Source organism: Nocardia arthritidis, from assembly GCF_011801145.1.
GTDB classification, from domain to species: domain Bacteria; phylum Actinomycetota; class Actinomycetes; order Mycobacteriales; family Mycobacteriaceae; genus Nocardia; species Nocardia arthritidis_A.
On sequence record NZ_CP046172.1, the window covers coordinates 285,729 to 309,712 of the forward strand.

Annotated in this window: 24 protein-coding genes, 1 tRNA gene, 1 other RNA gene and 1 pseudogene; 18 read left to right on the plus strand and 9 right to left on the minus strand. The window is 64.1% G+C overall.

Annotated features, from left to right (window positions below; all coding sequences use genetic code 11):
* Positions 1-36 precede the first annotated feature (36 nt).
* Positions 37-534, minus strand: coding sequence for a DUF309 domain-containing protein (locus F5544_RS01310; RefSeq protein ID WP_167471468.1), 498 nt, complete (start codon positions 532-534; stop codon positions 37-39).
* A gap of 417 nt (positions 535-951) precedes the next feature.
* Here F5544_RS01310 and F5544_RS01315 point away from each other — a divergent pair, with 417 nt between their 5' ends.
* Positions 952-1,161: a DUF397 domain-containing protein gene (locus F5544_RS01315; protein ID WP_167471469.1), complete on the plus strand. Its 210-nt coding sequence runs from the start codon at positions 952-954 to the stop codon at positions 1,159-1,161.
* 76 nt (positions 1,162-1,237) lie between these two features.
* On the opposite strand, the gene qcrB is transcribed toward F5544_RS01315, so the two are convergent.
* Positions 1,238-2,869, minus strand: coding sequence for a cytochrome bc1 complex cytochrome b subunit (gene qcrB, locus F5544_RS01320; protein ID WP_167471470.1), 1,632 nt, complete (start codon positions 2,867-2,869; stop codon positions 1,238-1,240).
* Positions 2,870-3,037: 168 nt separating this feature from the next.
* On the opposite strand from qcrB, the gene F5544_RS01325 reads away from it, so the two are divergent.
* Entirely contained in the window at positions 3,038-4,780 is a 1,743-nt protein-coding gene (locus tag F5544_RS01325; protein WP_167471471.1) for a hypothetical protein, read from the plus strand.
* Positions 4,781-5,013: 233 nt separating this feature from the next.
* On the opposite strand, the pseudogene F5544_RS01330 reads toward F5544_RS01325, so the two are convergent.
* Together F5544_RS01330 and F5544_RS01335 are read right to left on the minus strand one after the other, a co-directional pair.
* Positions 5,014-6,066: pseudogene (locus F5544_RS01330) on the minus strand (YeiH family protein); the annotation flags it as partial.
* Positions 6,067-6,133: 67 nt separating this feature from the next.
* Complete coding sequence (locus F5544_RS01335; RefSeq protein ID WP_167471219.1) at positions 6,134-6,304, minus strand: hypothetical protein; 171 nt, start codon at positions 6,302-6,304, stop codon at positions 6,134-6,136.
* Positions 6,305-6,698: 394 nt separating this feature from the next.
* Between F5544_RS01335 and F5544_RS01340 the strand changes: the two genes are divergently transcribed.
* Together F5544_RS01340 and F5544_RS01345 are read left to right on the plus strand one after the other, a co-directional pair.
* Positions 6,699-8,231, plus strand: coding sequence for a glycosyltransferase family 39 protein (locus F5544_RS01340; protein WP_167471473.1), 1,533 nt, complete (start codon positions 6,699-6,701; stop codon positions 8,229-8,231).
* A 26-nt stretch (positions 8,232-8,257) separates the two neighbouring features.
* On the plus strand, positions 8,258-9,172 hold the full coding sequence (locus tag F5544_RS01345; protein WP_167471474.1) for an alpha/beta hydrolase: 915 nt from the start codon (positions 8,258-8,260) through the stop codon (positions 9,170-9,172).
* 42 nt (positions 9,173-9,214) lie between these two features.
* On the opposite strand, the gene F5544_RS01350 is transcribed toward F5544_RS01345, so the two are convergent.
* Positions 9,215-10,054 (minus strand): SDR family NAD(P)-dependent oxidoreductase, encoded by an 840-nt coding sequence (locus F5544_RS01350; protein ID WP_167471475.1) that lies wholly within the window; start codon positions 10,052-10,054, stop codon positions 9,215-9,217.
* 108 nt (positions 10,055-10,162) lie between these two features.
* Here F5544_RS01350 and F5544_RS01355 point away from each other — a divergent pair, with 108 nt between their 5' ends.
* The 5 genes from F5544_RS01355 to F5544_RS01375 all read left to right on the plus strand — a co-directional run bounded on the left by F5544_RS01355 (position 10,163) and on the right by F5544_RS01375 (position 14,370).
* Positions 10,163-10,762, plus strand: coding sequence for a TetR/AcrR family transcriptional regulator (locus tag F5544_RS01355; protein ID WP_167471476.1), 600 nt, complete (start codon positions 10,163-10,165; stop codon positions 10,760-10,762).
* Between the two features lie 74 nt (positions 10,763-10,836).
* Positions 10,837-11,460 (plus strand): hypothetical protein, encoded by a 624-nt coding sequence (locus F5544_RS01360; protein WP_167471477.1) that lies wholly within the window; start codon positions 10,837-10,839, stop codon positions 11,458-11,460.
* Between the two features lie 297 nt (positions 11,461-11,757).
* A complete protein-coding gene (locus F5544_RS01365) occupies positions 11,758-12,129 on the plus strand; it encodes a hypothetical protein (RefSeq protein ID WP_167471478.1) in 372 nt (123 codons plus the stop codon).
* A gap of 140 nt (positions 12,130-12,269) precedes the next feature.
* Complete coding sequence (locus F5544_RS01370) at positions 12,270-13,424, plus strand: radical SAM protein (protein WP_167471479.1); 1,155 nt, start codon at positions 12,270-12,272, stop codon at positions 13,422-13,424.
* 43 nt (positions 13,425-13,467) lie between these two features.
* Complete coding sequence (locus F5544_RS01375; protein ID WP_167471480.1) at positions 13,468-14,370, plus strand: hypothetical protein; 903 nt, start codon at positions 13,468-13,470, stop codon at positions 14,368-14,370.
* Positions 14,371-14,662: 292 nt separating this feature from the next.
* Here the strand turns inward: F5544_RS01375 and F5544_RS01380 are convergent.
* Both F5544_RS01380 and F5544_RS01385 read right to left on the minus strand, forming a co-directional pair.
* A tRNA-Ser gene (locus tag F5544_RS01380) sits at positions 14,663-14,750 on the minus strand.
* Between the two features lie 49 nt (positions 14,751-14,799).
* Positions 14,800-15,489, minus strand: a complete 690-nt coding sequence (locus tag F5544_RS01385; protein WP_167471481.1) for a hypothetical protein — start codon at positions 15,487-15,489, stop codon at positions 14,800-14,802.
* Between the two features lie 484 nt (positions 15,490-15,973).
* On the opposite strand from F5544_RS01385, the gene ffs reads away from it, so the two are divergent.
* Both ffs and F5544_RS01395 read left to right on the plus strand, forming a co-directional pair.
* An RNA gene (gene ffs, locus F5544_RS01390) (signal recognition particle sRNA small type) lies at positions 15,974-16,068 on the plus strand.
* A gap of 139 nt (positions 16,069-16,207) precedes the next feature.
* Positions 16,208-17,497 (plus strand): aminotransferase class I/II-fold pyridoxal phosphate-dependent enzyme, encoded by a 1,290-nt coding sequence (locus F5544_RS01395; RefSeq protein WP_167471482.1) that lies wholly within the window; start codon positions 16,208-16,210, stop codon positions 17,495-17,497.
* Between the two features lie 58 nt (positions 17,498-17,555).
* On the opposite strand, the gene F5544_RS01400 is transcribed toward F5544_RS01395, so the two are convergent.
* Positions 17,556-18,371 carry a methyltransferase domain-containing protein gene (locus F5544_RS01400; protein WP_167471483.1) on the minus strand — a complete coding sequence of 272 codons (816 nt, stop codon included), beginning with the start codon at positions 18,369-18,371 and terminating at the stop codon, positions 17,556-17,558.
* A 162-nt stretch (positions 18,372-18,533) separates the two neighbouring features.
* Between F5544_RS01400 and F5544_RS01405 the strand changes: the two genes are divergently transcribed.
* Positions 18,534-18,674: a hypothetical protein gene (locus tag F5544_RS01405; protein ID WP_428847110.1), complete on the plus strand. Its 141-nt coding sequence runs from the start codon at positions 18,534-18,536 to the stop codon at positions 18,672-18,674.
* Positions 18,674-19,249 (plus strand): HhH-GPD-type base excision DNA repair protein, encoded by a 576-nt coding sequence (locus F5544_RS01410; protein WP_167471484.1) that lies wholly within the window; start codon positions 18,674-18,676, stop codon positions 19,247-19,249. The genes F5544_RS01405 and F5544_RS01410 overlap by 1 nt, the downstream gene beginning before the upstream one ends.
* Positions 19,250-19,363: 114 nt before the next feature.
* On the opposite strand, the gene F5544_RS01415 is transcribed toward F5544_RS01410, so the two are convergent.
* Complete coding sequence (locus F5544_RS01415; RefSeq protein ID WP_167471485.1) at positions 19,364-20,572, minus strand: helix-turn-helix domain-containing protein; 1,209 nt, start codon at positions 20,570-20,572, stop codon at positions 19,364-19,366.
* Between the two features lie 249 nt (positions 20,573-20,821).
* Here F5544_RS01415 and F5544_RS01420 point away from each other — a divergent pair, with 249 nt between their 5' ends.
* From F5544_RS01420 to F5544_RS01440, 5 genes are all read left to right on the plus strand, one after another.
* On the plus strand, positions 20,822-21,283 hold the full coding sequence (locus F5544_RS01420; RefSeq protein ID WP_167471486.1) for a hypothetical protein: 462 nt from the start codon (positions 20,822-20,824) through the stop codon (positions 21,281-21,283).
* A gap of 39 nt (positions 21,284-21,322) precedes the next feature.
* Positions 21,323-21,574: a hypothetical protein gene (locus F5544_RS01425; protein WP_167471487.1), complete on the plus strand. Its 252-nt coding sequence runs from the start codon at positions 21,323-21,325 to the stop codon at positions 21,572-21,574.
* A 134-nt stretch (positions 21,575-21,708) separates the two neighbouring features.
* Positions 21,709-22,242: a hypothetical protein gene (locus F5544_RS01430; RefSeq protein WP_167471488.1), complete on the plus strand. Its 534-nt coding sequence runs from the start codon at positions 21,709-21,711 to the stop codon at positions 22,240-22,242.
* 61 nt (positions 22,243-22,303) lie between these two features.
* Positions 22,304-23,371 carry a hypothetical protein gene (locus tag F5544_RS01435; protein WP_167471489.1) on the plus strand — a complete coding sequence of 356 codons (1,068 nt, stop codon included), beginning with the start codon at positions 22,304-22,306 and terminating at the stop codon, positions 23,369-23,371.
* Positions 23,372-23,737: 366 nt separating this feature from the next.
* On the plus strand, positions 23,738-23,896 hold the full coding sequence (locus F5544_RS01440; RefSeq protein ID WP_167471490.1) for a hypothetical protein: 159 nt from the start codon (positions 23,738-23,740) through the stop codon (positions 23,894-23,896).
* The last annotated feature ends 88 nt before the right edge of the window (positions 23,897-23,984 follow it).

Below are 23,984 nucleotides of genomic sequence, written 5' to 3' on the forward strand. Positions count from 1 at the left end.
GTATTTCACTTCGGCCGCGGGCGGCCTGGTACAAGGTCATGCCGGGTCGGCGCCCGCGACGCGCAATCGCGGTTTCAGTTGCTCCGCATCGATCTTTTTGTCCGAATCGATGGCATTTAACAGTGCATCGGCGTAGTTGATCAATCCGGGTTGATCTATTTCGTAAGGCACGCCTTCCTCGGACGTATAGGAGGACAAGCGAGTAACCGCACGTGTCAGTAGTGTCCGCGCGCCCTTCCGATTCCCGCGTTGGATGTGGGTGAGCCCGACCGCCAACTGGGCGAGGCCCTGCCACAGCATCCTTTCGGCGAACGGGCCGTTCTTCCATGCGGCCTCCAATACCTCGTGTGCGTTGAATGCGAGACCCTGGTCCAGCAGTTGCTGGGCGAAGGTCAGTGTTTGCTGGGGTGGTAGTTCGAGATCGTCCGGAATTCGCTCGACGCCGACGCTGCCCGGCGGCAGCGGTCGGCCGAAGCTGTCCCGTGGGCGGGCATTACGGGCGCGACCAGACTCGTCGCGAGCACGTTCAACCATGTTTCTCATCTTCCACGGTATCCGCGCCCGGCGCTCGTCCCGTCGGATCGTCACGGGAATATCGACGGATCACGGAGCAATCACGTCCGCTAAAATCGTGGCGATTTAACGCCATATGGAATTAGTGCCTATGGTTAGCAATGTTTCCGCAACATTTGGTCTTCGCAATGTTGGCAGTTGTGATACTTGAATAGACAAGAGCCGAGCAAACTTTCGTCGAACCTGCTAGTGTTCTGCGTGGGGGTAACCCCGGGAGATGTATTGCATCTCCGAGTGCAGAGCGATCACAACGCACCGTTAAAGTTGCGCGCTGCCACCAGGCGCACCGCGGTATTCGGCGTTTCGTAGCCGGGTGCGGTGCAGTACGAACGATGTCAGAAGAAATCTGGTTCTCGACGCAGCAAAGGAGCTAGTGCCGTGAAAGTTGATTCGACCGGTGCCGCGTGGCGTAAGAGCAGCCACAGCGGTCCGGATGGGAACTGCGTGGAAGTGGCATTTCTCGTCGATGGCAATGTCGCGGTCCGGGACACCAAGGACAACGGAATCGGCCCGATGTTGGCGTTCACCCCCGGGGAGTGGGACGCGTTTCTAAGCGACATCTCCGTGGGGGAGTTCCGGCGCGCCTGAGCACTTCGGTCACGTCCGAACAGGCAGTGTGGGCCCCGGGTCACCATCGGACTCGGGGCCTTCGTCTGCCCCCGCCTCAATGTCGCGAACCATTCCCGGTCGTCTCGTCCTGCACACGGCGCAATACCGCGAGCTGATTGCGTTCCTGGGCGTGATCCTCGGCCAGGTTGCGCTCCGATTCCGCCACCGGGTCGGCCCGGAAGAACGCGCCGGTGCCGGGTTTGCCTGCCAGGCCGAGCTTGTTCATCTTCTTCGGAACCGGTGCGCCCTGATATTCCAGGGGGATCGGATGTCCGTGATCATCGACCGGGCCGAGCGGCTGATGCAGTTCGATGTATTCACCGTCGGGCAGCCTGCGGATGACGCCGGTCTCGATGCCGTGCTCGAGCACCGCCCGATCGCTGCGCTGCAGGCCGATGCAGAACCGGTAGGCGGCGAAGTATGCCAGCGGCGGCAGTACCAGGATGCCGATCCGGCCCACCCAGGTCGTCGCGTTCAGCGAGACGTTGAATTTATAGGCGACGATGTCGTTCACACAGGACAGCGTCAACGTCAGATAGAAGGCGATGACCATGGCGCCGATCGCGGTGCGCACCGGAACGTCGCGGGGGCGCTGCAGCAGATTGTGTCTGGCGTAATCCCTGGTAAGACGGCGCTCGATCCACGGATAGGTGATGAGCAGCGTGAACACCAGACCCATGGTCAGCGCGCCCCAGACCGGACCGGGCACGGTGTGCCCGCCGATGTAGATTTCCCAGGCCGGGACGAGGCGCATCATGCCGTCGGTCCACATCATGTAGAAGTCCGGCTGGGAGCCCGCCGAGACCTGGGAGGGGTTGTAGGGGCCCATATTCCAGATCGGGTTGATCTGCAGCAGGCCGCCCATCAGCGCGAGCACGCCGAGGGTGAATGCGAAGAACGCGCCCTGATCCAGTGAGAACACCGGCACGATCCGCACCCCGATGACGTTCTTCTCGCTGCGCCCCGGCCCGGGGAACTGGGTGTGCTTCTGATACCAGACCAGCGCGACATGCGCCGCGATCAGCGCGAGCATAATTCCGGGGATCAGCAGGACGTGTGCGATGAACAGGCGCGGAATGATGATATTGCCCGGGTAGTCGCCGCCGAAGATCAGCCAGTGCATCCAGGTGCCGATGATCGGCAGGCCGAGGGTGATCGAGGAGAACGCCGCGCGCAGGCCGGTGCCGGAAAGTAGATCGTCGGGCAGCGAATAGCCGAAGTAACCCTCGAACATGGCCAGGATCAACAGGATCGAGCCGATCACCCAGTTCGCCTCGCGGGGTTTGCGGAATGCGCCGGTGAAGAAGATGCGGAACAGGTGCACGATGATCGATGCCGCGAAAAGCAGTGCGGCCCAGTGATGTACCTGCCGGACGAACAGGCCGCCGCGCACCTCGAAGGAGATGTTCAGCGCGGTCTCGTACGCCCGCGACATATTAACGCCGCGCAACGGCTGATAGGCGCCGTTGTAGACGACGTCGCTCATTGATGGATCGAAGAAGAGCGTCAGATAGATCCCGGACAGGATCAGGATGATGAAGCTGTACAGCGCGATCTCGCCGAGCAGGAACGACCAGTGTGTCGGAAAGACCTTGTTGATCGAGCGTTTGACGAAGGCCGCGGCCTTGTACCGCTCGTCGAAGTCGTTGGCCTGTGCGCCCGCTATGCGGCCTACTGTGCCTGCCATGACCGTCACCCCGCCCCTGGGAGAGTGGTACGTGTTCTACTACAGACGGTAGCAGGTATGATCGCCGGAATCGATGGGGTTTGCTCAATCCGCTTGTGGATCAAGATCATTCACGGGTGGCCGCGACCAGTGGGTGGCCGCGGTAGCCGTCCCCGATATGGTCGTTCGATGAATGCGGTGACGGCCCAGGACGCGACCATGTTCTGGCTGTCCCGGCGGATTCGCAACGATCAATTCCTGCTCTACTGCTTCGCCGATGCCGGTGCGCCGACCGAGCGGCTGCGTGAGTTCGTCGCGCGGCGCGTCGCGGGGATCCCGGATCTAGGTGTCCGGCTGCGGGAGTTGCCGTGGAATCTCGGATATCCATCCTGGGTGCGGTGCGCGTTCGCGGCCGAACAGTTTGTGGAACATGAACTGGTGCAACCGGATTGGACGCACCTGACGGATGCGATCGGCGAATTTCTCGGCACCGGAGTCGATGCGGCGGTGCGGCCGTGGCGGCTGCATATCTTTCGCGGGGTGCGCGGTGCTCCCGGATTCGGCGATGAACCCGCGTTGGTCGCGGTTCTCCAGATATCCCATGCGCTCGTCGACGGGCGCGGGGCGGCACTGATCGCTCGCGCGTTGTTCGCCGCCGAGCCGTGCGAGGTGGATAAGTGCGAGGCTGGTTCGTGCTCCGTGGGCTCGCCCGAGGCGGGTTCGTGCGGGACGGGTTCGTGCGAGGCGGGTTCGTGCGGGAGGGGTTCATGCGACGCGGGTTCGTGCTCTGCGAGCTCATGCGCTACGGATTCATGCGGGACGGGTTCGTGCTCTGCGAGCTCGTGCGGGATGGATTCATGTGGGACGGGTTCGTGCGAGCAAGTGGCAGCGGCTCGCGGCGGCGTCGAGACTGCGGCACCGCCGGACACCGGGTCAGGCCGCGACAGCAGCACGGGTTGGTCTATGGCCTGTCGTGTATTTCGGCAGGCCGTGGCACTCAGCAGCGCTCGGTCCGGCGCGAGCGATCGAAAGGCGCTGTGGCGCTTGCCGATCGACGTCCCGCCGCTGTCTCGAATGGTGGCTGCCGGGGCGCTCGGTATACGCGTCGTGCCTGCGGTGCTGTCGATACCGCCCCGGATGGCGCAGACCATAGTGCGTGGATTCGGCGCCGATCGGGCGCGGCGACGGCTGGCCGAGCTCACGGCCGCGGGGGTCGTCCCGTCGGCCGCGCCGAGTTTCGAACCGAGCGCGGTGAACTTCCGGGATCCGAGCGAGGTTGCGGGACATCGAGTTCGGATGATCGTGTGCCGAGCCGACGAGCTGCGGGTACCCGGCTCGACCGTCACCGTCGTTGTGCTGACGGCGATTTCGGCCGCGCTGGCCCGTTATCTGGCCGGGCGCGGCGAGCCCGTCGAGCGACTAGGTGCGCAGGTTCCGATGGCGCTGCCGTCGGCGACCTTGGCGCGCAACAACTATCGCAGTCTCGGCATCGATCTCCACATTTCCGAGCCGGATCTCGGCGCGCGCACGGAGTTGATCTCGAAAGAGCTGGCGGCCAGGCGGATTCGGGCGCGGCATCCGCTGCTGAACGCGCCGGAGCGGGTCACCGCGGCGGTGCCCGCGCCGCTGCTGCACCGGGACGTAGCCCGGTATCCGGTCGATACCGTCCCGGAATCCATTGCGGGCCATACCGTTGTCTCCAGCGTGCACCGGGGCGCGGCCGACCTGTTCTTCGGGGGCGGGGTGGTCCGGTTCACGGCAGGCTTCCCGGCCGTCGGCTCGGTGATGCGGTTGACCCACGGCGTGCACGGCCTCGGCGATACGGTCACCATCTCGCTGCACGCCGATGCGGCGCTGCCGGATCTCGACGGGTACGCCGAACTGCTGCGGGCCGCATTGTCCGAGGTCAGGGCAATGTGCCTGCGGTATTAAGGATTTCATATGGTGGTTGTTAAGCGAGCGCGGCCATTATTCATGTCACGGACTACCGCCGAGGGGGGCTCGGGATCGGTGAGTCCCACCGTCCATCCTGGGGAGGAGTTGGACGGGCTCGGAAAAGGCCGGGCGCGACCGGAAACGGTACGCGGCCCGGCCTTTTCGCTAATGGGCGCTGTCGGCGAAGCCGTCCATAGCCCGCGCATGGCCGGAGCGGAGGCGAGGTACGCCTAACCGGGCACACCCCAGTGCAGCACCCGAGAGGTGAACAGCACCAGTCCGAGCGAGACGACCGCGACCGTCAGCAGCCCGATCACCGCGACCACCAGCGGCCGCCAGCCGGTCCGGGCCAGCTCGCGAATATTGGTATTCAGCCCGACGCCGGCGAACGTCAACAGGAAGGCCCACTTGGAGACGTTGGCCAGGTTCGCGGTCTGCTGTTTGGTCAGCCAGCCGAGGGTGGCGATCGCCGAGACCGCGAGGAAGCCGAGCACGAACTTCGGGAACTTCGCCCAGACGAAACTCGCCTTGGCCCGCAATCCCGGCGCGACGGCGTCCGCCTCGCCGCGCGCGGCCCAGTAGGCGGCGAAGCCGAGCACCACGAAGCCGATCAGCGCGTTGCGGGTCGACTTCACCAGTACCGCCGTCTTACCCGCGGCATCCGAATACAGATAGCCGGTGGCCGTGGTCTCCGCGGTGTTGTCGACGGCGAGCCCGGCCCACAGCCCGAATTCGTGATCGCTGAGCCCGAGCGCATGCCCCAGCGGCGGCAGTGCGAACAATGCGACGGCGCCGAGCGCGAGAATCGCCGCGATCGCATAGCCGACATCGGAGTTGCGCGCCCGGATCGCACCCTTTCCGGCGACGATGGCCGACACACCGCAGATCGATGTGCCGATGGCGAGCAGCGAGCCGAGCTTTCCGGACAGCCCGAGCAGTCGGGCGACCGTCAGGATGATCGCACCCGCGACCGTCATATCGACCAGGATCTGCACCAGGCTGGTGCCGCCGAGCTTGGCGACATCACCGAGCACGAACCGGGAACCGAGCGCGACGATGCCGATCTTGAGCCAGAACTCGTAGGTGGCGACGCCGGGCCGGAAGATCGGATGCAGGCCGATCGTATTGGTGATGACGAGGCCGATCAGGATGGCCCACAGCACATATTCGATATCGGGAACGGTCCAGTGCTGATGTTTGGCCAGCGCGTTCCACCAGATCTGGGCGTATTTGCCGAGTACGCCGACCGCGATCAGCAGCAGGATGCCCGGAAGGTAGGCGAGCACATTGCCGCCGGTGAACGGCTGGTCGACGGCCGAGTCCTCGTCGATGGTCGCGGTACTCATGGCCTCACCACGGAACCTTCGGTAGCCAGTCGAGCACGGCGAGCAGCGCGATAACGCCAGCCACCAACACCGCCAGCCAATCGACGCCGAGCTTGCCGAGGGCGTCGAGCCACGGCGGGCTCGCGCCGGGCTGCGCCGCGCCGGATTGATCCGGCGCTGGTTCAGATACGTTCACCGCTGCCTCCAGGGGTTCGTGCAGGTCAGGCACGCACTATGCGGCCCGGCAGCGGTATCGGACCAGGGTTGTGCTCGTCCTGATTCGATTCGGGCAAACCGGATCCGCTCGAATAGTCCGCGAATTCCGAACGGCGACAGGAAATGTGAGTACCGTTACTGTGGGCGGCCGCGAGTCGCAATCGCGTGTTCATCGGGCCGTCACATTGTGGCGGCTATTTCCTGCGGCTAATTCGGATAACCGTTGGCAACGCGCAAAACCTCGACATGCGCGCGGCAGCGCGGTGATACTGCGTGCCAGCTCATATCGAGCGTGACAGTTCCCGTGGGTATTCCGCGTGGAATCGAATCCATTTGCTCGCGGATGGATTCGCAGATTTACTGGGGAGGCTGCCATGACAACGGTGAATTCGCCCGAGCGCATCGAATCGCGCGAGGTGCCCCCGTTCGCACGATCCGGCGTCATCGCGGTCGCATTGCTGCTCGCCGCGGCATATCTCATATCGCTTGGCCGCCCCGGTTTCTGGGGAGATGAACTGTATTTCATTGCCGCGGGCCGCCGGCCGTCGATCAGCTATGCCGATCAGGGGCCGCTGGTTCCGGCCGTCGCTTGGCTGATGGACGTGCTCGCGCCGGATTCACCGTTCGCGCTTCGGCTGCCCGCGGCGCTGGCGAGTGTCGCCGCGGTCGCGATACCCGCCTTGATCGCCCGCGAATTCGGGGGCGGGCGGCGTGCGCAGGTATTGGCCGCGATCGGTTACGCGACATCGGTTTTCGTCGTCGCGTCCAAACCGCTGTGCACCCTCGCCTTCGATCTGCCGCTCACCGCGACGGCCGTCTGGTTGCTGATCCGCTGGGTCCGAGTTCGCGCCGACTGGCTGCTCATCATGGCGGGTTTGGCGGCTGCGCTGGCAATCCAGGTGAAATGGCTGGTTCCGGGCTGTTGGGCGGCTCTCGGGGTCGCGGTACTGCTCGCGGGCCCGCGCGAATTGCTGCTGCGGCCCGCGCTGTGGCTCGGTTCGGCGATCTTCGCCGCGGCATGGGCGCCGAGCCTGATCTGGCAGGCGAATCACGGTTGGCCGCAATTGCGTATGGCTCGGGCGATCGGTACGGAGACCGGGGATTTCGGCGAGGGTCCGCTGTTCTATGTGCCGCAGGTGATTTTGCTCGCGGGTCTGGTCGGCGGTGCGCTGTTTGTTTATGGCGTCTGGCATATTCTGCGTAGCCCGGCACTGCGACCGTATCGGTTTCTCGTCGTCGCATTGGCCTTGCTCACCGTATTCTTCATCGCGACCAGCGGCCGTCCGTACTACGGGGCGGGTATCGTTCCCGCATTCATCGCGGCGGGCGCGGTCGGTCTGGGAAATCGCGATTACGAGCGTTTACCGAAAATCGCCGGGGCGGCGCTGATTACGGTGAGTGCCGTGCTCGTGCTGATTCCGCTCAGCGTGCTACCGCTCCCGGAATCGGGGATTCACGAACCGGCGGTGACGACGAAGCAGGCCATTCAGCGCGGATTTCTGTACGGACAGACCGGGTGGGCGAAGCTCGCGGCCGCCACCGCGACGGCATACGGTGAGCTGCCGCCGGACGAGCGCGATACCGCGGTCATCGTCGCCGAAAGCTATTGGCAGGCAAGCGCGGTGGACCATTATCGGCGGGCGCTGCCCGCGGTGTACAGCCCGAACCGAGGTTACGGATACTTCGGGTCGCCGCCGGACTCGGCGACGACGGTTGTGTATATAGGTGGTGATCCGGCCAAGCTGCGTACGGAATTCGCCGACGTGCGCCTGCTCGTCGAGCTGAACGACCGGCTCGGATTCCCGGGTGTCACTTCCGGTGTCACCATCTGGAAATGCGGCAGGCCGACCCGTCCGTGGTCACAGGCCTGGCCCGACATGCTGGAGTTGGACCAGCACTATCTCTGAATGTCTTCACCCGGAATGGATTTCGAATGAGAAGGATGCTGGCCGCCGGCGCGATCGCGCTGCTGATGTCGCCGATCGGCCACGTCGCGCGTGCCGAGCCGGTGGCCACCGTCCTTCCGGCTATCACCTACGCCACCGCCGATGGCCGGGATCTGCTGCTCGATCTGTATCTGCCAGCGACCGGTCCGGCGCCCGCGCCGCTGATCGTCTATATCCACGGTGGCGCTTGGAAATTCGGCTCGCGAACCAATGACGGCAACGCCATGCCCTGGGGCACCGTCGCCGGAATGGCCGCGACGCTCACCGCGCGAGGTTATGCGGTGGCCAGCGTCGAGCACCGCTTCAGCACGCAGGTGCGCTGGCCCGCTCAGCTCTACGACGTCAAGGCGGCGGTCCGGTGGTTGCGCGCCAACGCCGGTGAATATCATCTGAATCCGGAAAAGGTTGCGGCATGGGGTGATTCGTCCGGCGGCCAACTGGCGGCCATGCTCGGGGTGACCGGTGACGATCGGCGATTCGAGGGTGATCTCGGCAATGCGGATCAGTCCAGCCGCGTGCAGGCGGTGGTCGACTGGTTCGGGCCGACCGACCTGCGCACCATGGATCGGCAACGCGCGCCGTTCGGTCTACGGCACGACGCCGCCGGCTCGCCGGAAAGCGATCTGCTGGGATGTGTACCGTCGTCGTGCCCGGAACTGGCGGGCGATGCCAGCCCGATCGACCACATCTCGGACCGGACACCACCGTTCCTGATCGAGCACGGCCGATTCGATCACATCGTTCCTTTCGGACAGAGTCCGGAGTTCTACGACGCCTTGACCGCGGCCGGTGTACCCGCCGAATTCCACGCCTACGACACCGATCACGAGTTCCTCGGCCCTACACCTATGGCCGAGATCCTCGATCCGTTCTACCGATTCCTCGATCGCGAACTCCGCTGACCACCGCGGATTCGGCTCGGTGAGAAGGGGATCCGGCCCGGATCAACTCGGCCAGGTGAACTCGGGATCGGTGGCGTAGTCGAGCCTGCGCTGGTCCAGCGCCATCGCGACCATCTGGTGCGCGCCGGGCCCGATGATCTTGCGCACCGGTGGTTCCGCCATCTCGACCAGCGAGATGAGCTCGGCGGCAGCGACTTCCGGTGCGGCCTCGACCCATTCGGAATCCACCGCGGGTGGCGGGGCGGCCGGATCCGGATATCCGGACATGCCGAGGATTCCCGAGCGCAATTCGTCGTATGCGGGCAATGGCTCGGCGAATTTCATACTGGATTTCGCCCAGTCGGTATCGAAACCACCCAGCTGCGCCATGGTTACCCGAATGCCGAAGGGGCGCAGCTCATCCGCGAGTGACGAGGCGAAGCCCTCCAATGCCCACTTGCTGGCGTTGTACATGCTGAACAGCGGTAACGAACCCACCGCGCCGACCGTGGAGATCTGCACGATATGGCCCGACCCCTGTTTGCGCAGATGGGGTATGGCCGCCTGCGAAACCCACAGCGCACCATAGAAATTTGTGTCCATCTGGTCGCGGATGCGCCGCTCGTCGAGCTCCTCCAGCGCACCGACCAGCCCGTAACCGGCGTTGTTCACGATGACGTCGATCGATCCGGCGAGCTCGAATGCCTGGTCGACGGTGGCGAATACGCGGTCGCGCTCTCGAACGTCCAACGGCAGCACGGTAAGTCGCGGGTCGGCGATATCGGCCATGCCGCGCGGGTCGCGTGCGGTTGCGACGACTCGGTCGCCATGCGCCAGGGCGGCGAGGGTGAAGGCTCGGCCGAGCCCGCGGTTGGCGCCGGTGATGAACCAGGTTCTGGTCATGCTTACTCCTTTCGTCGCGAGACGATCCGTCTCGTCTCAAAGAGTGGCAGACTCTGCTTGCTAAGTCAAGACGATACGTTCCGTCTCGTTGGCTGCTACGATTCGTGCATGGCTGAGTCACCGAGTGCTGCCCGCCGGAGCCAGCGGTCCAGGTCCGCGATCCTGGCGGCCGCGACCGAACTGGTTCACGCGATGCCCTACGCAAAGCTGAGCATCGAGGCCATCGCGGCCAAGGCCGGGGTCGGTAAGCAGACGATCTACCGATGGTGGCCGTCGAAGGGCGCGGTCGTCCTGGACGCGATGCTCGAAACCCAGTCGGGGCCAGAAGGTTTGGCGATTCCAGACAGTGGGGACATCCGCGCCGACCTGCGCCTGCTGCTGCGCGGGGCCGTCGCCGAACTCACCGGCACCGCGCAGGACGGCTTCTTGCGCGCGATGTACATCGAGATCCAGCAGGACCCGGAAATCGGGCGCTACTACCGCGAGCGGGTCCTACTGCCGACGCGGGCCGCGATCGCCGCCCGGCTGTCGGCTGCGGTAGCGGCCGGACAACTCCGTCCCGACATTGATCCAGAGGTCGCGCTGGACCTGCTGCTAGGACCGATCCAATACCGATGGTCACTGGGTCTCGGCGGCTTGACCGCCGAGTACGCGGATGCCGTGCTGGCCGCCGCCCTGACCTACCTCGAACCGGCGCAGGCGAATTGAACGGCGCCGAAACCAGCGATAGATCAGGGCAATCCCGGATGTGCCCGGCAGCCGGGGCATGCCAGGCTGAACGGGTGATCTCGCCAGACGAGGAGCATCCGGTGGAGGAACGAAAACGACAGCGAGGAGCGAATTTTCGAGCCTTCGTCGAGGTATATCGCGCCGCGGAGGCCAACGGCCCATCGGCACAGCCGGTTTCGCATGCCGGGTGGCATCCGGCCGCACGGATCATGACCAGCACCGCCGAGGGGTCGGTGCTGGTCTACCACGATTCCGGCGACGAAGGGGAATTGCGCTTCGGCAGGGATACGCGTCCGATGGGCACCATCATGGAGGGAGGGTTTCGCCGGGACTTCACCCGGTGTCCCTTCGCGGTGGTGAGCGTGCGCCCGCACGGAGTGTTGGGCGTGCTCGCCTCGGACGTCGAGAGGCTGGATGTGATCACCGCGGACGGCGCGACCTCGTGCGCCGATATCGTGGCCGGAACCTTCGCTGTGACAATCGATCTCGATCTGCCGTACGAGCGCACGATCCGCCGACTTCGCGACGTGGGCGCGTCGGAGGCGGAGATGGTGGACGTCCTGTTCGGAAGCGATACGCGCGCGGAGGAGCGCGCGGCGACGCGGCATCTCGCGGTGCGTGCGTACGACGCGAAGGACGCCCTGCTATATGAGGGTCCGGTCCTCGGCACCGACTAGTCGCGGTCTGGCTGTTCGAGCACAGGTTTCGGTCCGCCCGCACGAAAACGCCTCTGGCTAAAGGTTTTCACTTCGGTCAGAGGCGTTGCTGTGGGGGAGGGCAGGGAGATTTGAACCGCTGAGTAGGCGCTATATCCACCGTGCTCGGATCGGTGCCCGAATCATATTGCCCCGCACTCGGAATCAACGCCCGAACCGGATATATACCCCGATCGTGTCTACAGATGTCCCACCGGATTCATCGAAGTACCCCGGGGCCACAAGTATCGGCGGGACCTCGACCGGAAGGAAATCCGAATGCCACCTTCGCAAAGTCGTCGGGCGGCGGCGATAGCACGCCTGGCCGGGATCGCCGCGTCCATGGCCGCGGCGCCGGCGATTGCCGCCACCATTGCCGGTCCGGCCGGTGCGGCGGTAGCTCCGGCGCAGCAGAGTGCCGTAACCGGCGCCGCTGCGGCAGATCATCTGTCGACACTGTTCGATCCGAGCACCACAGCACAGCTGACGGCCACTGCGAGCCATGGCCCGCAGCGCGATACGACGGAACCGAATCCGTTCCATCAATTCCATCAGTTCAATCAGGGTCCGTTCCACCAGGGATCGCCATTCGATGAGGACGTTCCGTTCCATCAGTGGATCAACCCATTCGATCAGCTGGTCGAACCGTAACCGGCCACCGTCGGTCGCGGGCGTCCGCGTGACGCTCGAATAATCCCGCATAACAACATTTCTCACCCCGCCGTCAGCATGCGCAGGTCTGGCGGCGGGTGGGCCCCGTTCGTCACCGTGCAGAAAAAGAGATTGTCCGAATGAATCCGACCAACCGAAATATGCAGATCGTGGTGAAGGTCTCGAAGTTCTGCAATCTGCGATGCAGATACTGCTATGAGTACCCGGAGCTGGGTGATCGAGCGGCGATGTCCCGCGCGCAGGTGACCGCCATGTACCGCACTCTGCGGGAGTATTTCGTCGCCGCCGACGAGCGAGATGGCTGCCACACGAGCCTGCACTTCATCTGGCATGGCGGCGAACCGCTGATGCGCCCCGCCGAGTTCTACCGGCAGACGTGGGCCGATCAGCGAGCGATCTTCGATGCGCGGACGCCGGTCCGCAACAGCGTGCAGACCAATCTGGTGATACTGGACGAGGAGCGTCAGCAGCTGCTGGAAGGCTTCGACTCCGTGGGGGTGTCCCTCGATGTGGTGGGCGGGCTGCGCGTGAATCTGGCGGGCCGCGACTCACAGGACCGGGTGGCGCGGAACCTGGACCGGCTCGTTGCGACCGGCGCCCGGGTCGGGTGCATCTCGGTGCTGACCGCGCAGAACATCCACGCCGTGGAACAGATATTCCGATTCTTCGAGCAGCGGCGTCTGCACTTCCGGGTGCTTCCGCTGTTCGACACCCGCGAGCCCGGCCAGACCACGCCGTACGAAATCAGTCGGGAGCAGGAGCTGTCCGCGCTGGTGCAGCTGGTCGAGTTGTGGATGGGCAGTGAGACCATGCCGCGGCCGCCGGATCCGTTGGATGGGTATGTGCAGATCGCGGCCCGGTATCTCGCCGGAGCCCCTGGACCGGATTACTACGACCGCCGCGAATGGCTGCCGGTGGTGCTGGTCAACACCGACGGCTCGTGTTTTACCTACGGCGAACCGTACGGAGACCCGGCATGGTCCATCGGCAATATCTTCACCGAGTCGTTCGCCGACATGTTGGCGGGCCCGGTCTTCGAGCGCTGTGCGGTCGAGGCCGAGCGCCGGGTCGCGCTGAACTGCCTGTCCTGCCCCTTCTTCGACGCCTGCGGCGGGTCGCTGCTGGCCGAGACCGAGTCGTGCGAACGCGACGAGGACGGTCACGGCAACATGCTGTGCACTGGACGGCCGGTGATCGCCTACATCGCCGAACAACTGCGCGGCCGCGTGCCGGAAACCGTTGAGCGGTGGCGGCTCCAACACAGCGCCGCATGACCGATAGCGGCGCACAACATATTCCGTCGCCCAGGATCAGGCTATGTCCCTTCATCACCGTATTCCCCTCGCACACAACGGACTTCGCCCCGGAATTAAGCTGTTGTGCCCAGCCGGCGCGCAGTTCGCCGACCGGGTCCAGTTGAGCTCCGGCGTCCTGCCCGCCGCCGAAACCTCGTTCGCCGATACCTATTCGCGCGGATCTTTCGTGCCCCACACGCCGTGGCGTCTACCCAGCTGTCACGAACGTGCTCTCTTGTTCGGAACGCCCGCACCCGCAGCGTTGCCCGGCGAGTGGATCGCCGTTTTCCCCGTGCCCGCTCGGGTGCTGGACGCGTTCACCGAATTGCGTGCGGCAGCGGTCAGCGGAAGCGAGGCGGCGGTGCAGTCGCTGATCGCCGGACCCGTCGGCCGCATCGGTCTGGTCGAGATGCTCCGCTGGGCCAACACCCTGACAGACCCTGACCGGCCCGAAATCAGTGCGCCGCTCCTCTACGGCAAAACCCCCGTCGGCAATCCGACGATGACCACGGGCAGTCACGGTCTCCGGGTCGGTCTGCACGTCGACAGCTGGTATAAGAGCCCCCTGGCGGAACGGGCTGCGGCACCCAATCGCCTCTCCGTCAATCTCGGCCACCACGACCGCTGCTTACTCTGCGTCAACGCGCCCCTCCATGTCATGGAACAGGTTCTGCGCGAAGGCAATATGCTCGAAGGCGCGGACAACCCGCAATACGCGCTCGGCAAACGATTCATGGAGATGTTCCCTCGCTACCCCGTCACGAAGGTCACCATCCACCCGGGCGAGGCCTACATCGCCCCCACCGAGAACATGCTCCACGACGGCTACGCCCAACCCCACGGGCAGATAGATCTGCAGTTCAACTGTCGCGGCTACTTCTCGGCTGACCGAGCGCCGCAAAAGTATTCGGCCACAACCTCATAGGCGCCGCGGCGGGACCAGGCGCGGGTGCCGAAGCGTTCAGCGGAGCGACGGCCGTTGTGCCGGAACAGGATTTGGTGGTGGGAGTTGCCATCGGGTCCGTCCGCGAATGCGGCCGTCGCGGTAGCGCACCTGACTGTAGGTGCTGGCTTCCTTGCGGATTCAGGGTGTAGTCGCCATGCGCGTGCCTTCTGAGGTCACGGCGTTGAATCCCCTCAGATTCCGGTCTGTGGACCGGAGATGTGGACGCAGGTACCGGCAAGATTCAGAATCTTGCCGGTACCTGCGTCTTTCATGGCGGAGGATAGGGGATTTGAACCCCTGAGGGCGTTAACCCAACCCGCGTTCCAGGCGAGCGCCATAGGCCACTAGGCGAATCCTCCGTGGAGGAGCATACCGTCTCACCCCGCCGGAGGTAAAAACGCCCTGCCGCTACGGGGTGCCTGCCTGGGCGCCGAGCGCGCCCGCCAGCAGGATGCCGCCGATGAGCAGGGATGCGCCGCCGAAGACGATGGTGCCGACGATGGCACCCGCGGCCGCCCCCGCGACGCCGGTGACGATGCAGCCGCCGAGGAAGCCGGGGATGGACAGGACGCCGAAGGAGACGACGGTGCCTGCCAGGCCAGCGACGACTCCGCCGATCAGGCAGCCGAGGCTGGCACCGACGATGGTGCCGATGATCGTGCCGAGCGCGGTGCCGATGCTGAGGATGGTGGAGAAGTTCGACAGTGCGGTATTGAATCCGGATGACTGCGGATCGAGCGCTGTCGGGTGCAGCAGCTGCGCCGACGTGCCGGGCGCGGGCACGGCGGCGGCCGGATCGGTGTTCGGGGTGAGGGTGGCTCGGTTGCCGTCGATGCGGGCGGCGATCGGCCAGGTCTTGTCGTCGCGGGTGTAGGTGAGGGGCAGGCCGACGACGATCCGGCCCGCGTTGTCGACCACGTCCAGTTTGCCGTCGGCGATCTGGAGGGTGCCCGAGTCGGTGGTGAGCACGGCCGAATCGCCTGCCCGGTCCACGCTGTAGTTGATGGCGGGCGCCGGGTCGGCCGTTGCCGTCGCCATCGAGTTCAGTACTACCGCGACGGCACCCACGGTAATGATGGCGAAGTTGAGGCTCTTCATCCTTTAAGTCCTTCTCCTCGCCGGATTTGCTGCCGACGGGGGTTATTCATTCGCGCGCGCAGGGACAAAGCGCGAATACTGGGATCCTGTTTTTCGGGGTGGAATGGTGACCATCATCAGGAGGCGCATGCTGAAAACATGCGAAGGCACCGGATCGGCCGGGCGAAGTGGACATTAGACCAGGTAGATGGCGGTCGCAATGGGTGCCGGGTCACCTCGCGAACACAATGCGCGAAAGGTGCATGGACCGCTATATGGTGCGCATCCGGAATTTGCCGAAATGGCCTGCCGGATACGCGATTTCGAGTCGAAAAAGTGGTGTGCGATGCCGAATTATCGACAATGGGGCAATGATGCAGTGTCGAAAATCACATCGAACTTTCGGGGCTGCCGGGCCCGAACCGGGCGAATCGGCACCGGTGGAGCATCGTCGGGGATGCGGCCCCCCGTGATCCGTACCGATCGGACAGTCGCTACACTGGCCGACGGATCCAGCGCGGCGCGCATCCTGTGAACCCCCCCAGGGCCGGAAGGCAGCAAGGGTCAACGGGCTCTGCCGGGTGCGCTGGGTCCCCTTCTATTTATTGCCTCCTATTCAGAGCAACTGCCGGGTACCGTGATGGCGGTCCGCCGACGCGCTCGGACGGACCTGGCCCGGCCGCCACGCTCGGCCCGGCCGCTCCCGCAACTAATAAGCTGCTTCGAAAGGCTGCCAACAATGCCCCGGCAAACGCAGATCGGTTTGATGAGCCATGCGGAGCTCGTGTCCGAACACGAGACGCAGAGTGCGAATTACGCGACGCTCAGGACCGAGAAGCTCACGCTGGATCTCACCCGCGGAAAACCCGCGCCGGAGCAACTCGACCTGTCCGCCGGCCTGCTCACCCTGCCCGGTGCGGACGACTACCGCGACGCCGCAGGCACCGACCTGCGCAACTACGGCGGCCAGCAGGGCCTGCCCGAGCTGCGTGCCATCTTCGGCGAACTGCTCGGCATCCCGGCGTCGAACCTGTTGGCGGGCAACAACTCCAGCCTCGAGCTGATGTACGACGTGATCAGCTTCGCCATGCTCTTCGGCACCCCGGATTCGGCGCGCCGCTGGGCGGATGAGCCCACGCTGAAGTTCCTGTGCCCGAGCCCCGGCTACGACCGGCACTTCACGATCACCGAGGGCCTCGGCTTCGAGATGATCCCGATCCCGGTCCGCCACGACGGCCCCGACGTGCACGCCATCGCCGAGCTGGTGGCGAACGATCCGGCGGTCAAGGGCATCTGGGCGGTGCCGAACTACTCCAACCCGACCGGCGTCACCTTCTCCGAAGACGTGGTCCGGGAACTGGTTTCGATGCGGGCGGCCGCGCCGGACTTCCGCCTGCTCTGGGACAACGCGTACGCGGTGCACCCGCTCACCGACACCGCAGACCCGGTGCTCGACGTGCTCGGGCTGGCCGCCGCGGCCGGAAACCCGAACCGTCCCATCGTTTTCGCCTCCACCTCGAAGATCACCTTCCCCGGTGCGGGCGTCAGCTTCCTCGGCGGTTCCACCGCGAACATCGACTGGTACCTGAAGCTTGCCGGGCGCAAGAGCATCGGCCCGGACAAGCTGAACCAGCTGCGGCATCTGCGCTTCTTCCGGGACGCCGATGGCGTGCGCGCGCATATGCAGAAGCACCGCGCCATCCTGGAGCCGAAATTCAAACTGGTGCAGCGGATTCTGGAGGACAGGCTGGGCGCGTCGAAGGTCGCGTCCTGGACCGAGCCGAAGGGCGGCTACTTCATCAGCCTCGATGTGCTGGAGGGCACCGCCAAGCGGGTGATCGAGCTGGCCAAGGATGCCGGAATCGCCATCACCCCGGCGGGTTCCACCTTCCCGTACCGGAATGACCCGGAGGACAAGAACATTCGCATCGCACCGACCTTCCCACAGCTGCCGGAGCTGGAAAAGGCGATGGACGGCTTGGCGACCTGCGTGCTGCTCGCCGCGACCGAAAGGCTGCTCGCCAAGTAATTCACTGCGGCACAGACGAATTGGGCCCCGGCTTCGGCCGGGGCCCAATCCGCGTAGCTCAGTTGGGTTTGTGCGCGAGCACGGCGAACATCGTCACCGACAGGTGGGCGTCGCCGGTGGCCGCCCCGCGCGCCAGCTCCGTGAGCAGCAGATCGCGCTGGGCCTCGGTGATGGAACCGCGCGCCACCGCCATCTCCGCGATACGGGTGACCAGTGCACCGGCGCCGACGCTGCGATCCTGCACCAGCGCGTGCGAGCCGATGTCGTCGACCACCAGACCCGCCTGCGTGAGCAGTCCGGGTAGGCGGCGGCCGGAGAACGGGTTGGTGGTGGCCGACACCAGCGTGTCGATCACCTCGCGCACCACCTGACGCTCACCCGGATGCACGATCGCCGTGCCCCAGTCCACATCGACGACGACCGCCCGGCCGCCGGGGCGCAGCACCCTGGCGATCTCGTTGGCCGCCCGGGTCGGTGCGGTCAGATGCTGGAAGACCCGCTCGCACAGCGCGGCGTCGAAACTGTCGGGGCCGAACGGCAGACCGTACGCGTCGCCGGAATGGAATTTGGCCCGCGAACCGGCCTGCGCGGCCCGTCGTTCGGCGGCGGCCAACAGATTCGGGTCGGGTTCCACACCGACCGCGGTACCGGTGGGACCGACCGCATCGGCGAAGGCCATGACCTCCGAACCGGTGCCGGAACCGATATCCACCGCACTCTCGCCGGGCCGCAGGGCAAGGGCCTCGTGGGCCCAGTTCCGCAGCCGCCGGATCCCGGGCAGCGCCGCCTGGAGATCGCGCACGTCGACCAGTTGATCCTGGCCCGCGCTGTCGAAACGATCCGGGCGCAGCCCGTATGTCGTCGTCTGAGGCATGGCGTGAGCCTACGCGGGGCCATATCGGCCCGCACGGCAGGTCTGTGATGTCGATCACGATTGCCGCAATTGACCCATCCGGATGGGCTGCGCCACATGAGGGCCCGGAATGAGATGATCTGAGCGGTCCAGAAATCGGCTGCCGCACAAGGAGGATCGGCGATGACCCGGAAGCTGTGCCTCGCCCAGGAGCCCGAGGCCGACAAACTGCTGTCGGAGGATCCGTTCGCGCTGCTCACCGGCATGCTGCTGGACCAGCAGTTGTCAACACACTTGCATCATGCGAACCGGGAGGACTTCTGATGAGCCGTAAGTTGTGCCTCGCGCAGGAGCCCAACGCGGATGAGTTGCTGTCTACGGACGCATTCGCCTTACTGCTGGGCATGATGCTTGATCAACAATACCCACTCGAACACGCGTTTCGTGGGCCGATGAAGCTCGCTGATCGGATGGGCGGATTCGACATTCGCAAGATCGCTGAGGCGGAACCGGAGGAGTTCGAAGAGTTGGCGGCTACGCCGCCCGCGATCCACCGATACGGCCGCTCCATGGCACGGCGGGCTCAGGATCTAGCCCGGTACGTGATCGAGAACTATGACGGAATCACTGAGAGAATCTGGACGCAGGGCGACCCGGACGGCAAGGAGGTTCTCCGGCGGTTGAAGGAGCTGCCGGGGTACGGGGATCAGAAGGCGCGAATCTTCCTGGCCCTGCTCGGGAAACAGCTCGGCGTCACCCCCAAGGGCTGGGAGAAGGCGGCGGGCGCGTACTCAGAGAAGGGGTCTCGACGTTCGGCGGCGGATATCACCGATGCTGAATCGCTACTCGAAGTACGGGCCTTCAAGAAGCAGATGAAGGCAGCGGCTAAACAAAGCTGAACCGGGGTCTGCCGCAGTCGAAACACCCACGGCCGGTTGAACTCTCCGTATATCACGGCAGCGGTGAAGGCATCCTTCTCGGCAAGAGACGTTCTCAGGCTTCGCTCGTGATGATCACGCCGCGTGGACATACGCCTGCAATGTTTCTCGCATATCGTCTGCGACTCGCGAGTTGGGGAAGTGCATACCCAGCAGTTTATCCAACTGGTTCATTCGCTTCTTGACCCACGAGAACGACGCTGTCACAGGCCGCTCAAGGATTGGCGCGACCGCTTCGATACTTCCATCCAGATCGCCGAGACGGGCGCACGCGGTAGCCAGATAGATGTAGGTCAGCATCTCGTCGCCTGGTGAGTTGGTTTCTCTCCATGCGGCGATGGCCTCGTGAGAGGCTTTCACCGCCCTTCGAAGAATTGCAGGATCATCGGCCCACATCAGCGAAAAGCCATGGTAATAAAGCTGTTTCGCCGGACTGAATCCGAACAATGGCCCGTTTATCTCATCAGGGCCGCAGTGCTCCCGTGACTTATCGGCCTGCTCTAGCAGCTCAACGGCCCGACCGGAGTCGCCGAGATTCGCGGTAGATGCCGCGAGTCCGCACAGCAGGCGCGGTTCGGCGGTGCCAGTCGATGCGCCGACGAAGCGGAGCCCGTCTATAGCGGCATCACGTGCCAGCTCGAAGTCTTTGGTGAATCGGAAGGCGAGAGATTGAGTGCCCCGTGCCCAAGCCCGCAACTGATCATGTTCGGCCCGGTCTCCAAGTTGGAAAGCTGCTCGTATATGTGCCTGAGCCATATCGGCTTGGCCGAGATCCAAGGTCAGATAGGCCAGCACGCCGCACACGCGGCTCAGCGCAACATAGAGGTCTCGGATGGTGTCTGGCCGATGTGCGCCTTCGCGAAGTCGTCGCATGAGTTCAGCTCGCAGGTCGAGGGCATGACGAATCGTCCTGTCGTACGCCTCGATTCCCGATGCTCGCGCTATGTGCACAATGTCGTCGTGGATGTCGTCGAGATGTACACCGTCTGGCGCGACTACTAACGCTTCCGACTCGCGCCGAGCCTTCTCGAGGAGCTTCAGCGTCGTTGCGGCTTCAGTGCGTTGCTGCTGGTCGGCGTCCCACGCTGCGGTCAGCACACCGTTTCCATTCAGCGCGCGATCGGCACGCTCCGCCCACGCGCGTTCTTTAGGCCAGCGTCGGCCTGCCTCGATGTTCGACAGGTGGGAGCGTTCACAGAACAGAAGGGCGGCAAGCTCACCGAAGCTGAGGCCACGTTCGACACGAAGCCGCCTGAGCGTCTGTCCAGTCTGATTGGAGTCCATCCCCGGTAATGCTGTCCGCGCCGAATCCAATTCACACCCGCCCAAGTGTTTTCAAATGCTGGTCTGCGGTCTTGAACACAGCGTAAACCCCCGAGCCGGACACATCCCGTGTTCACCTAAGAGAGTGCCCGGTAGGGAACTGGCCAATCTCCTCCAGTCCCGTCCCGGTCTTTCACACTGACGCCCCGTCCGGCAGGCCGGGGCCGGGCGCACCCTAACTATTGCTTCTGCCAGGGGGCGTGAATCTCGATGGAGCACATAGCTTTTGGCGATACCCTGTTGACCAGGGTGCACTATTACCGGACCGCGTTCGCGATACCGTGTCACACCAGCGGGGGCCGGATTCTGGTCACTGTCGGCGGGCAGCTGCGGGCGGTCACGATGCCGCAGCCGCTCGCCAGCGATGTCGTTGGAATCCTTTCCCGCACCACGGGTTCTGTCCCGGTGATCGTGCACGGTCGCGCCATGGTGCCGCGATGGACTTTCCTGACCGGGTATTCGGCGGTGGCCGATGACGATTGGCGGGTCAACGGGTTGATGCTGGCGACCGGTTGCACCCTGGTCCCGGTCGGGGGATTGGTGCCGCTGCCGTCGCCTGGTGATCCCCGGTTGTGCCGCTGGCTCGATCCGGTCAGGAGCAACCAACGTCCACCCCTGGATGTGGTACTCGATGCGGTGCGCCTGGTTCATCTCGGCATCCCGCGCTGGTGAGCAAAGGAACGGGAATGCCAGGGATCGAGGTAGACGACGATGAGTGACGCGCTACGGACCACTACGACCCGGGACGGCAGCAAGGCTGCGGTGTGGCAGATGATCGGCCGCGCTCCCTACATCGTGAACATGCGACTGTTCAGGCCCGGACCGGTGATGTTCAGTGTGCGTACCGATTTGGCCGAAGCACGGCAAGCGATGCCGGAGCATGAAGATTTGTGGAACGCGGTTAGGCACGACTATTGGGCCGATCTGTTGTACCTGGTGCCCATCCGCGAACCATCGGGATGACATATGCGCGGGGTTCGCCTGGTCCAAGACGAGCACGGGGAGCCGCCCGCGTCTGCCGACTTTGTCTGCGTGACCGGCGATACTGCACGGGTAGCGACTCAGGGCGACAGGCTGTCAACGAGAAGGGGTAGCGGATGGGGAACGACGAGCAGTTGAGCATGGACCTCGGTGTCGAGCAGACCGAGTGGGGTAAATGGGTTGACCCGCAGAGGCGTGAGGCGCAAGCCCGGAAATTCATGGAGTACGCCGGTATTGAGGGCATCCCTGCGGAACCGTGGCCGGAAGACTCGCCGGAAGTAAAACGGCTGAACCCGATTGTCGCGGAATTGTTCCCCGATAGGGTTACCGCTGCGACGGCAACCGATACTGCCGATATGGTCGATGCGTTCATTTGTTTCATAGGTGAATGCTTCATCAAGTTCGCTGGTGCCGAATGGGTCGAATATAAATGGTTCGGACGTGAGCATTCCTTTTATGAACACGTCAATCCGGCCCTACTCTTCGATACGTATGACGAGGATCTAGAGGTCATATGGGGTTTGATAGGCAGCATGATCGAATATCATCCCGAAGAGCATGACGGCATGTTCTCGAAAATGGCCTCGATCATCCGCGAATATGTAACCTATGTCGAGGAAAAGCGCCACGGCGAAAACCGAACCATCTGATAGAGGTTTCGCCACATGATTCTCTCCTCATAATCCGTACACCGGGGGGTGTAGTCCAGCTATGCCGGATGGATACGACAGAGACCGTGACAGGATTGCCGATAACAACATACGCGGCAGAGTATTCGAGAACGGCACGTACCTCTATTTCCGGGACCGTGAAAACGGGTATGAGCAGCAGTCTCGTGTTTACGAGACACCGGAGGGGCGAATACAGTTCGACAAGGTCAAGGCAGACCAAGGTCGAACATTCTCCATCGAGGATAAATCCGGCAGGATGGAGGGGCGGAAGGATGAGAAGCAGCTGAGAGCGCTGCGAGTCATACTCGAAACCGATAAAAAACATCAGCACATGTTGCGCTCCGTCGAAGGCGAATATGTTTCGAAAGAATGTCAACGCCTTATCGACGGGCTGAAGAAAGACTTCAAAGATAGATTCACGCACAAGGAAATCTCACGAACCGAAGCCCGCACAATATGGGCACTGGGCGTGGACTTGGAGCGAAGCAAACAGATCACGCCACCGGGGCAAGGTAAGCAGCTCGAATTACCGGGCGTAGGAGAGAAGGCGCGCGAGCAGAAGGCGCAGGAGCTGCAAAAGCGGCGGGACAAGATCGCAGTGTTGGCCAAGGCGCGCGAGGCCGCCTCGAAATTTCGTGCGGTACAAAGATTCCAGGAATCCGCCGCACGCGGCCGGGCCGACGCACCGCAAAGAATCGACCACGAGCGGCAAGCACACGAACAGGCCCGGCAGGCACGCGCGGTGTCAGCCCCCGGGCGTGAGGCTGCCGAACGGGTGGCACAGGAAATGGCGGCCCGCCTCGGGCTATCCCGCGATGATCAACACACAGCCGTGGCGCGGGAAACGGAATCAGTCTCGGCACAGGCCGAGCGGGAAGCCCGGGACAAAGAAGCACGGGAACAGCTGACACGGGCGGACACGGCCCAGACCGCTTATATGCAGAATTTGGTGGAACGCGGGATACCACCCGAGATAGCCCGACTCCAAGGATATATCCAGGCACCGGTTATCGCTCATGAGCGCGACCCTGGTCATACGGAAGCGCCGACGGTGCAGCGTGGTGGGCGTGGTGATGAGGGGCGTGGTATCGAGCGTGCCCGGAGTTGAGTCCGGTGTACTTGTGGCCTGGTGATGGAAGGGATGGCCATCACCAGGCCTTTAGCGACACACACAGCGACCAGGGCAGCAAGGAGAAGCGGCAGCTCAACCCCGGTCGTAGTCCCGGAACGCCGGAACCGGCCCGAAGTGTATCGGTTCGTGGCGTGTTTCCGGCGATATTGATGCTGTGTTCGACCAGAATTGCACCGATATCCGGTTTATCCTATTCCTCCCTCTAACCTGTGTGTATGTCACGATCCATGAACCCTGCTGCCTTTATGGATCGTGGCTGTCGGGGAGGCCCGTGCTGTTGATTGGGCCGTTGACCGAGGGTGCGGTACGGGCCTCCCCGTTTCCAGGGCAGAATCACCGGTTATGGCTGCTGACCGTCCGGCAGCGCGATTGTTGGCGCAGATCTTCGCGGCCGGTTACACCATCGACGACTTCATCGCGCGTCTCCGCGCTGAGGTGTTCGAATCCGATGCCGGTATCGTCACCGAAACGCGGCCGAAGGGGAAACACCACTACCGTTGACGTACACGACGTTATTTTTCCGGGTGTCCTTGCCGCGCTCGGTCGTCACGGCGGGACATCGTTGTACCGCATGGTGAATGGTGGTGAG